Origin of the sequence: Corynebacterium sp. HMSC072A02, from assembly GCF_001810085.1 — a bacterium.
GTDB lineage: Bacteria > Actinomycetota > Actinomycetes > Mycobacteriales > Mycobacteriaceae > Corynebacterium > Corynebacterium hesseae.
Genome location: NZ_KV799869.1, coordinates 1 through 9,425 on the forward strand (window position 1 = coordinate 1; position 9,425 = coordinate 9,425).

Below are 9,425 nucleotides of genomic sequence, written 5' to 3' on the forward strand. Positions count from 1 at the left end.
TACGCACACCCCCAACAAACAACAAATCCCCAGGAAAATACGCATTTTGGCGCTCTTCCTGGGGCGGTTTTCTGACTGTCGGGCAGTCCACCCGAATGTTAATAGCTAGTGGTAACAGGCCAAGAGCCCATCCGGTCCGTCGATGACCGTGATTGGAGTTTCAAAGATTGGAGTCAGGATGTCATCGCGCATGATGTCCTCCGGCCCACCGAAGGCAACGATGCTGCCATCCTTAGCCGCACAGATATAGTCGGCGTAGCGGGCAGCGAAGTTGATGTCGTGCAATACGATGATGATCGTGCGGCCGAATTCCTTGGCGGCCTTTCGCAGGTGCTTCATCATCTCGACCGAATGGGAAATGTCGAGGTTATTGAGGGGTTCGTCGAGAAGCACGTAGTCCGTCTCCTGGCACAGCACCATCGCCACGTAGGCGCGCTGTCGCTGGCCGCCGGAGAGTTCATCGAGGTAGCGGTTCTCCAATTCGCCAAGGCGGAAAAAGTCGATGTAGCGCGAGACTATCTCTTCGTCTTCTGCAGTTAAACGCCCCTTTGAGTAAGGGAACCGGCCGAAGCTCACCAGCTGGCGCACGGTCAGCTTGGTAATGAAGTGGTTTTCTTGGCGCAGGATGGAGAGGATCTTTGCCAGATCCTGCGATTTCGTGGAAGCGACGTCGTAGCCGGCGACCTCGATGGTGCCCTCGTCGACGTCGAGAAGCCGGCCAATCATCGTGAGCATCGTAGATTTGCCCGCGCCATTCGGACCGATGAGGGCCGTGATGCCACCGGAGGGAATTTCCAAATCGATGGGACCGATGTTGGTCTCGCCGGAGTAGGACTTCGAAACATTGGAAAGCTTGATCACAGCTTGCCCTTTCGCAGAATGACCAGGAGGAAGACGCTGCCGCCCACCAACTCAATGATGATGGAGACCACGCCCTGTGCGTAAAAGACGTGCTCCATCAGGAAGTAGGCGCCGGTGAGTACAGCGAAGGCGGTGGCTATAGCCATCGGGAAGAGGAAACGGTGGTCATAGGTCTCCGCCGCCTGGTAGGCCAACGTTGCTACGAGGAATCCGAGGAAGGTCATGGGCCCAACGAGCGCGGTGCTCGTGGCCATAAGGATGGAGACCAAAATCAGCGTGTAGATGGCGTTGACCTTGTGGTTAACGCCCAGGTTTGTGGCGGCATCTCTTCCCAATGCCAGCACGTTGAGCTGACGGGAGTTGAGGAACATCAACAGTGTCACCGCAATGACCAGCGGAATCGCGATGGGATAGTACTCACTTTCCGCGTTATTAACGGAGCCGAAAAGCCGCGCGGTGAGCACATCGAACTCGCTGGGGGTGAGCATGCGCTGCATAAACGTTGCCAACGAGCCGAGGCCGCCGCCGATAATGATGCCCACGAGCAACATCGCATGCATGTTGTTGCGGCGGCTGGTCAGCAGCCACGAATACAGCACCACAGACAGCGCCACCATGAGCGCGAGCTGCATGAGAAAGGTTCCCATGGTCCGCGCCTGGGTCAGGCCGGCAGCACCGAGGAAGAAGACCGTAGCCGTATTGATGGCCACGTACAGGGATTCAAAGCCCATGATGGAGGGCGTGAGGATTCGGTTGTTTGTCACCGTGTGGAAAGCGACCGTGGCGACTGCTTGGCACACGGCGACAACCGCCATGGCGGTCACCGCATCAGCGCGGCGACGCGCAATGAGCCACCACTTCCGAGTCCCAAAGTCCATGGGGTTGTCATAGGCCAAGAGGCCGAAGGCGAAGAGCAGCCCGGCGAAGATCAAAGCACCGAGGATGATCCAGTACTTTCGCGCCGCAGCTGCAGACTGGAAGCTGCCCACGTTTCGCCGGGCTCGTGAAACTTGCACAGCTTCCTTCGTCGCAGGGATAGAGATACTCACACTCACTTGGTCGACCTCACGATCAAGACGACGAAAACGATAGCACCCACAACGCCCAGGATGACCGATACGGGCATCTCAAACGGGGCAATGATGATGCGGCCAATCAGGTCGCACAAGGTCACCGTGGCGATGCCGAGCAGGCAGACCCATGGAAGATTAGAGCGCAGGTCATCGCCGCGCACCATGCTCACCACATTAGGCACGATGAGGCCCAAGAAAGGCAGGGCGCCAACGACGACGGTGACCACGCCCGTCGCCACCGCGATGAGGCCGGTTCCCAGCAGGATCATCCGCTGGTAGTTCAGGCCAATATTGGTGGCGATGTCCTCCCCTAGCCCGGCGACGGTGAGTTTATCCGCGTAGAAACACACCGCCAGCAAAACCAGGAGCACGATCCACAGGACTTCGTACTGTCCTTCATAGACAGAGGTAAAGGATCCCATGAACCAGATGCCGAGCTGCTGCAAGGTATCCGTGGCTAGCGCCACGTATGACGATACCGCGCTAACGACGGCGCCCAGCATGATGCCGATGATCGGCACGATGAGTGAAGAGCGCAGTGCCACGCGACGCAGGAACGCGAAAAACACCATGGTGCCCACGAAAGCGAAGAGCACCGAAATGATCATCTTCACCAGTACCGATGCATGCGGGAAGAGGATTAGGGAAAAGAGCAGGCCCAATCCGGCCCACTCGGTAGTTCCCGTCGTCGTGGGTTCCACGAAGCGGTTTTGAGTCAGCAGCTGCATAACCAAACCGCTCATTGCCATCGCAGCGCCCGCCAAAACGAGCGCCACGGTACGCGGTACGCGAGTGGTGAAGAACATGTCCCAGCCGTCCTCATTATCGAGGATGCTGTACTCGCCCACGATGAGGGAAAGGAGGAGTAGCGCGACGACGCCAAGTACGCCAAGGCCCAGCTTCCAGGTCAGCACAGAACCGCGCGAACTGCGCTTGTTCGCGGCTGGCCGCTGGGACGCAGCGCTACTCTTCACCGTCACGTTGTGAATCTTCTCCTTCGCTAACGCAGAACTGTTTAGGCTTGGGCCTTCTCGAAGGCGTCGGCAAGCGCGTTCAAGATCTCGGTGTAGGTAATGATGGACTCATCAATGTAGGTGTCATTCGGCGCCACGTAAACGTTGCCGTCCTTTACCGCGCTCACGCTCTTCAGCGCCGCATTGTCCTTGACCAGCTTCTCACCCGGGGTGACCTGCTCGCCTTCCTTGGAAATGGCAGCGTCGCGGTCCATAACGAGGATCCAATCCGGGTTGGACTGAGCAATCGCCTCGACGGAGATATCGTCACCCTCGTGGTCGTCAGAAGCATTGTCGACCTCTAGGGCCGGGGTCAGGCCGAGCAAGTCGAAGACCGGCCCATACACGCGCCCGATGCCAGGAGCGATGTAGCCGATTTCACCACCGGAGGTATTCACGGCCATCACCTTCTGCTCAGGGTCATAGGCCTTCTTGGCACGCTCGGCGGCAGCGTCGAAGTCCGCGATGAGCTTTTCGGCGTCTTCCTCGTGGCCAAAGACCTGGCCCAGCGCCTCGGTGTGGCGCTTGAGCTCTTCGAAGAAGTCCTTGTCATCGCGCGGCTCGAAGTCAACAACCGGAACATCTTCGAGCAGCTTCTCGATGTCCTCCTGGTGCTGCTCGAAACGCTGACCGTTCCACACCACGTCCGGCTCCGCCGCCACGAGGTTTTCCAGATCCGGCTCCTTATGGGAGCCCAGGTCAACCTCGACGGTGTCCTTGTTGTAGGTATCACGCAGGGATTTCGGCACCAGCGGAAGCGGCGCGGCGGCGAGGTCAACATCCCACTGAGCCAGAACGGAGAAAGCGCGGTTATCCGTCACCGCGGGGTTCTCTACCGGCAGCGCGACCTCCTTCGAACCAAAGTTATCCTCCAGCGTAATCGTGGAGGAGTCCGCGGCTGCGGAGTTGGTCGGCTCAGCAGAATCCTGGGACTGGTTTGCGGAGCAACCCGTTAGAGCGAGCGCGGCCACAGAGACGGCGGCTGCAACTTTGGTGACGGTCGCGCCTGCGGCACGGCGAGAAAGAGTAAACATAGCTTCCTTGCATATTAGGTGTGGCTAACCACAGCTGGCAAATAATGTCAGCGCATAACCTAACCTATGTAAGGCTTACCTTTCAAGCACACAATTGTTTCTTAATTCATCACGGGGGTACGCATACGCTGGACGACGCCCCGTGACGTGCCATTACAAGAACGTGGCCCGCTACCCCTTCTCCGCGATGAGATCGGCCACCGATACGGGCCCTTCCCTATCAAAGTCTTCCTGCGCCGCGCGGCGAAAGTCCGAGTCCGCCAAGAAATCTAGCGCTACTTGCGCCAACCCTGCAGCGGAATCGACAGCCGCATCCACCGCCTGCGGCGTAGCCGCCCAGCGGGCGAAGTCCTCGGTATGCAAGGCCACGTCGGTAGGCGAAACCTGCACCATCGGGTGCAAACCCGGAACTAGGTGGGAGACGTTGCCGAAGTCCGTCGAGGCAGCCACCGTATCCGGAACCGTCCCCGCCGGCAGCGCGGTGCGCCCCCGGCGCACTTGCGTCGCCGTCCAGCGGTCCACCAGCGCCGCATTGTTGCGCACGGGCAGCGTCATCGGATGCTCGTCCCAATCCACATCCACCTCAACACCGGCCATGAGTGCAGCGCCCCGGACGATGTCTTCCACCCTGGCGGACAGATCCATGAGCGTGCGCGTCCCCAACGAGCGCACATAAATGGTCATTTCCGCCTCGCTCGGGATGATGGAAGGCCGATCACCACCGCTCATGATGGCGTGCACGCGATCCGATGGCGGCATTTGCTGCCGCATAAGCCCAATCCCCTGGTAGGCCAGGCTCGCGGCATCGAGGGCGTTGCGCCCCATGAAGGGCTGGGAGCTGGCGTGCGCGGCCACGCCGCGATAAGTAACGTGCAGAATGCGCCGCCCTACCCAGGTATGCGCACCAATGTCATAGCCGAAGCCATGGATCATCACCGCGGCATCCACCCCTTCGAGGCTACCGCCGCGGATCATGTACTCCTTGCCGGAATGGCCTTCCTCCGCCGGGGTTCCCTGGAGGAGGATGCGGCCGGACATGGGAGGGGCGTCGTCCAGCACGGCAGTAGCCGCCAAGAATCCAGTAACGCCCGCCGCGGCGATGACGTTGTGTCCGCACGCGTGCCCAATCTGGGGCAGGGCATCGTATTCCGCCAGGATGGCCACAGTGGGATGCCGCTCGGGGTCGAAATCTGTGCTCTGCCACGAGGCCTCGAAGGCGGTCTCCACACCATAGACCCCGCGGCGCGTGGAGAAGCCATGCTCCTCAACAAGGTCCGCGAGCACCGCCATGGAGCGATGTTCCTCAAAAGAGGTTTCGGGGTGGGCGTGCAGGTCAGCGACGATGTGTGCGGCCTGCTCCCGCAGGTCTTCGGCCCGTGCGGCCGCCACATCCCAGAGCTGTGCTTGCCCCGAATAGTCCTCTCCCTGCTTTTCCGGTGGGGCGGCGGACGCCACGCGCTTGGCGACGCCCTCCTCCATCGCCTCCAAATACGCCGTCGATGGATTGTTGCGTTGATTCATGCGTTTAACCAATCATGACGTTGTTGCCCGGTCCCAGCGGAAGGTCCACGTAGAACCAGATGGCCAGCAAAATCGCCCACGCGGTAAAGAATGGGACCACGAAGGGCACGAGGCGCGACATCAGCGTTCCCAAGCCTGCATCGCGTTCATAACGCTGGAGGAAGCCAAGCATAACGATCATGTACGGGTTCAGCGGAGTGATGATCTGGGTTGCGGAATCACCAACGCGGAATGCGCCTTGAATGAAGGCCGGCTCATAGCCCAGCAGGGCAAACATGGGCACGAAGACCGCCGCCATAAGCGTCCACATGGAGGAGCCAGAAATAATTAGCAGGTTCAGGCAGGACGCCAGGACGATGAAGGCAAAGATAGCTGGGAAGCCCGTCAACCCGATGGATTCCAGGAAGGCAGCACCCTTCACGGCAGTAAAGGTACCGATACCGGTCCACGCAAAGAGCGCCACAAACTGACCCAGGATGAAGGCCAGAATAAGGAAGCTCATCATGTCCTTGAGCGCGCCGATCATCATGTTCACAACATCGGTGATGCCCTTGACCGTGCCAACGACCTTGCCGTAGACCACGCCGAGCACCAAGAAGTAGGCGAACACGATAAAGACGATGGAATTCAACAGCGGCGACTTGGGCAAGAAGCCGCCCTCCTCGTTACGCCAAGGCGACTCCGGCAGAAGAACTGCGAAGAGAATGATGGCGGTGAGGATGACCGTGGCCACACCGGACCAGATGAGACCCTTGGATTCGGCCGGACGCAGTTCAGCGGTGAGTTCTTCGCCGTTCTCGTCACGGTCGCCGCGCTCGGCGGCATCCTCAGGGTCGATGTCTTCTTCGGTGGGGACTTCCTGCTTCCACATGCGCGGCTCGATGACCTTGTCGATGATGAATCCAGCAAGCACACCGAGCACGATGGAAGAAGCCACGTTGAAGTAGTAATTCGACATGGCGTTAACCGGCGCGAACTCGGTATCTGGCAGAGTCTCCATGACTGCGGTCGTAATACCGGCAAAGAGGGCATCCAGGGAGGTGGGCACCAAGGCAGTGGAATAACCAGCGCCCACGGCGGCGAAGCCACCAATCAGACCTGCCACCGGGTGACGGCCCGCGGCTTTGAAGACCATCGCGGCCAGCGGCGGAACAATGACGAAGGCGGCATCCGCCATGACGGAAGCGGTCACGCCGATAACGCCGACGGCGTACGGAAGCAGCCAGGGCTTGGCGGAACCAAAGAGCTTGCGAATCAACGCAGAGAGCATGCCGGAGCGCTCCGCCACACCCACCGCCAGCATGATGGGAAGTACCGTCACCAGCGGCGGAAAGTTGATATAGTTCTCCCCCATTGTCGTGGTGAACCAGGTCAGCCCCTCACCGGTGAACAGGCCTTTAACTGGCTGAATTTCATCGCTACCGGGAATCTTAATTTCCACGCCCATCTTCGCCATGATGGTGGAAAGCACGCCTGTGATCAGGAAGAGGACCAGGAAGATGGTGAAGGGCTCCGGCAGCTTGTTGCCGATGTATTCGACACCATTAAGGAACTTATCCAGCATTCCCCCACTGGATTGTTGGCTCTGCTTTTGCTCAGCCTTTGCGGGATTCGTCTTCGGCTTTTCCGCGGTGCCAGCGCCGCCTTGTGGCGCTGCATTGGATGGGCTGTTCATGGGTACTCCTGTCGTAGGGGTCAGTCCCAGTGCTCCACGTCACACTGTTGGGGAAAGGCTACCACGGGAATGTAACTTGGGTAACAAATATTTTCCTTCTTCGTCACATTTTCCCGGCCAGCCGTCCTCCGCTTTCGCCCCGCGCCCCTACACCCCTCACGGGATTCTCATTACGCTCACTGCAAATAGCGCCCCAAAATCGACGCCGTTTTTAGCCCCTTATCTACCGTGAACAACACTGAGAGGTGTCCATTAGCCCTGAGTTGGCAATGATGCTCGCTTTTCACGATTTTGTTGGAGACTATCTGCGCTCCCAACGGACTTCGCCGTCAACGACCTGTGCCGTGGGGCTCATCCCTGCATAGGCAGCGACATGCTGTGAGGCTAAGTGCTCGGGATGGATATGAGCGATGAGATGCGTAATGCCTCGCTCCGCAAGATAAGCGCTAAGCAGTTTCACGGCTTCCTTGGCGTATCCATGCCCCTGCCACTGTTTCCCAATCACCCATGCGATCTCCGTCGCATCACCGCTGCGGGGCACAGTCGCCTGGACGTAACCTATCGGTTGCTTACTCGAACCGAGGGTGACGATGAGATTGATCCATTCTTCGGTACCGTCGCTCGAGCCGCCTCGGGTTTGGAACGCGTACCGTCGCGCAAGCTCATCAGCAGAAGGCGGCTCACCACCCGTAAACGTGTACAGGGCACGGCTGGAAAGCACAGTAGCCATCTCGGTAGCATCCTCGACACGAAGCGGCCTTAAGTCGATAGGCATCTTTATCGCCATAGTTCACCACGCAAGATTTGATCAGTCACTAGAACATTAACGCTTCTGCTGACGACGAAGTTCCGAGCGCCCTCTCACCAAGAGCGCTTTTCACCCATCGCTACACTCACGGTAAATAGTGGCCCAAAATCGACCGTTTTTAGCACCTTATCTACCGTGAGCGTCGTCGGCTTCCCAGACGTCACTCCCCGCATTCAGCGTCGTCAACGCTCGAGGGCACCAGCCCATAAAGCCGGGCGAAAGGATCCCACTCGCAATCGCGATGCGGCTCGAATTCCGCAAAGTTGGCAGCGTCGATGGCAACAGCTTCGGAGCTGAGGTACTCAATGAGTGCGACCGTCATATCCATCCCCGCCGCCACGCCTGAGGAAGTCCACCGATTACGGTCCTGCACCCACCGCGCCTTGAGCTTCCAAATCACGGACTCCCCGAAGGAGCTCGCCCACGCAAAGGCACGCTTGTTGCTCGTCGCGGCGTAGCCTTCCAAAAGCCCCGCTGCCGCCAAGACCGCAGAACCCGTGCACACGGAGGCAACCCACGGTGCTTGTGCGCCCAACCCACGAAGCCACGACAGAAAAGATTCGTCCCCTACGAGCTGCCGGGTTCCTTTACCGCCGGGAACGAGGAGAGCGTCGGTCGGCCCAATCTGCCCATAAGAAATCGTCGGCACCACTTCCACGCCCTGCGAGCTTGCAACTGGCTCGCCCGTCGGCCCGGCGAAAACCACGGTGATGTCAGGCACCGCTTGAAGCAGCTGGACGGGTCCGAAGACGTCGAGAAGCTCAAAGCCTTCAAACAAGACGACAGCGATGCGGAGAGATTCGGTATCCATGCGGCCATCCTAAAGCAGGCCCTATGAGCACGGACGAGCATCTGGGACCCGGGTTCAATTCCCGACGGCTCCACACACGAAGAGCCCCCAGATAGAACGCTTTCTAACTGGGGCTTCTAGCGAAGTCCGACTCAGACCGTGACAATCTGCGGATGGGTCGCTACCCTGGTTGTTGATACGTCACCAATAGGAGTGTTTAGCCAATGAAAGCATTCGGATTCTTAAGCTTCGGACACTACGCATTCGGCGGCCAGCGTGGACCGTCCGCCGAAAAAGTCGCGAAGATCCACCTGGAAATCGCCCAGGCTGCAGATGAGATCGGCGTAAACAACGCGTCCTTCCGCGTCCACCACTTCGTACCGCAAGCCTCAGCCCCGATGCCGCTGCTCGGCGCAGTCGCCGCCACCACCAAGAACATCGAGGTGGGCACCGGCGTAATTGACATGCGCTACGAAAACCCGCTCTACCTCGCCGAAGAGGCCGCATCCCTCTACCAGCTCTCCGGCGGCCGCGTGGCCCTGGGCGTCTCACGCGGTGCCCCGGAGGTTGCCGAGCGTGGTTGGGAGGCTTTCGGCTACAAGGGCGAGGCCCCCAACTGGGGTTGCCCGCAAATCGTGGACACGTAGTGG

At 59.4% G+C, this 9,425-nt stretch carries 8 protein-coding genes and 1 pseudogene; 1 reads left to right on the forward strand and 8 read right to left on the reverse strand.

Translation table 11 applies throughout. The annotated features are described in order from the left end of the window. Positions 1 to 105: 105 nt before the first annotated feature. The 8 genes from HMPREF2698_RS10115 to HMPREF2698_RS10150 all read right to left on the reverse strand — a co-directional run bounded on the left by HMPREF2698_RS10115 (position 106) and on the right by HMPREF2698_RS10150 (position 8,796). Positions 106 to 861, reverse strand: coding sequence for an iron ABC transporter ATP-binding protein (locus HMPREF2698_RS10115; protein ID WP_070564257.1), 756 nt, complete (start codon positions 859 to 861; stop codon positions 106 to 108). Then, positions 858 to 1,877: an iron chelate uptake ABC transporter family permease subunit gene (locus HMPREF2698_RS10120; protein WP_070562803.1), complete on the reverse strand. Its 1,020-nt coding sequence runs from the start codon at positions 1,875 to 1,877 to the stop codon at positions 858 to 860. The genes HMPREF2698_RS10115 and HMPREF2698_RS10120 overlap by 4 nt, the downstream gene beginning before the upstream one ends. A 35-nt stretch (positions 1,878 to 1,912) precedes the next feature. Then, complete coding sequence (locus HMPREF2698_RS10125; RefSeq protein ID WP_070564261.1) at positions 1,913 to 2,914, reverse strand: ABC transporter permease; 1,002 nt, start codon at positions 2,912 to 2,914, stop codon at positions 1,913 to 1,915. A gap of 35 nt (positions 2,915 to 2,949) precedes the next feature. Next, complete coding sequence (locus HMPREF2698_RS10130; protein WP_070564264.1) at positions 2,950 to 3,981, reverse strand: siderophore ABC transporter substrate-binding protein; 1,032 nt, start codon at positions 3,979 to 3,981, stop codon at positions 2,950 to 2,952. A gap of 171 nt (positions 3,982 to 4,152) precedes the next feature. Further along, positions 4,153 to 5,502, reverse strand: a complete 1,350-nt coding sequence (locus tag HMPREF2698_RS10135) for an amidohydrolase (protein ID WP_070564267.1) — start codon at positions 5,500 to 5,502, stop codon at positions 4,153 to 4,155. A gap of 4 nt (positions 5,503 to 5,506) precedes the next feature. Further along, positions 5,507 to 7,177 (reverse strand): AbgT family transporter, encoded by a 1,671-nt coding sequence (locus tag HMPREF2698_RS10140; RefSeq protein WP_070564270.1) that lies wholly within the window; start codon positions 7,175 to 7,177, stop codon positions 5,507 to 5,509. 301 nt (positions 7,178 to 7,478) lie between these two features. After that, positions 7,479 to 7,964, reverse strand: coding sequence for a GNAT family N-acetyltransferase (locus tag HMPREF2698_RS10145; RefSeq protein ID WP_070530305.1), 486 nt, complete (start codon positions 7,962 to 7,964; stop codon positions 7,479 to 7,481). Between the two features lie 181 nt (positions 7,965 to 8,145). Continuing rightward, complete coding sequence (locus HMPREF2698_RS10150; RefSeq protein ID WP_070562789.1) at positions 8,146 to 8,796, reverse strand: DJ-1/PfpI family protein; 651 nt, start codon at positions 8,794 to 8,796, stop codon at positions 8,146 to 8,148. Between the two features lie 203 nt (positions 8,797 to 8,999). Here HMPREF2698_RS10150 and HMPREF2698_RS10155 point away from each other — a divergent pair. Continuing rightward, positions 9,000 to 9,392 (forward strand): annotated as a pseudogene (locus tag HMPREF2698_RS10155) (LLM class flavin-dependent oxidoreductase); the annotation flags it as partial. Between the last annotated feature and the right edge of the window lie 33 nt (positions 9,393 to 9,425).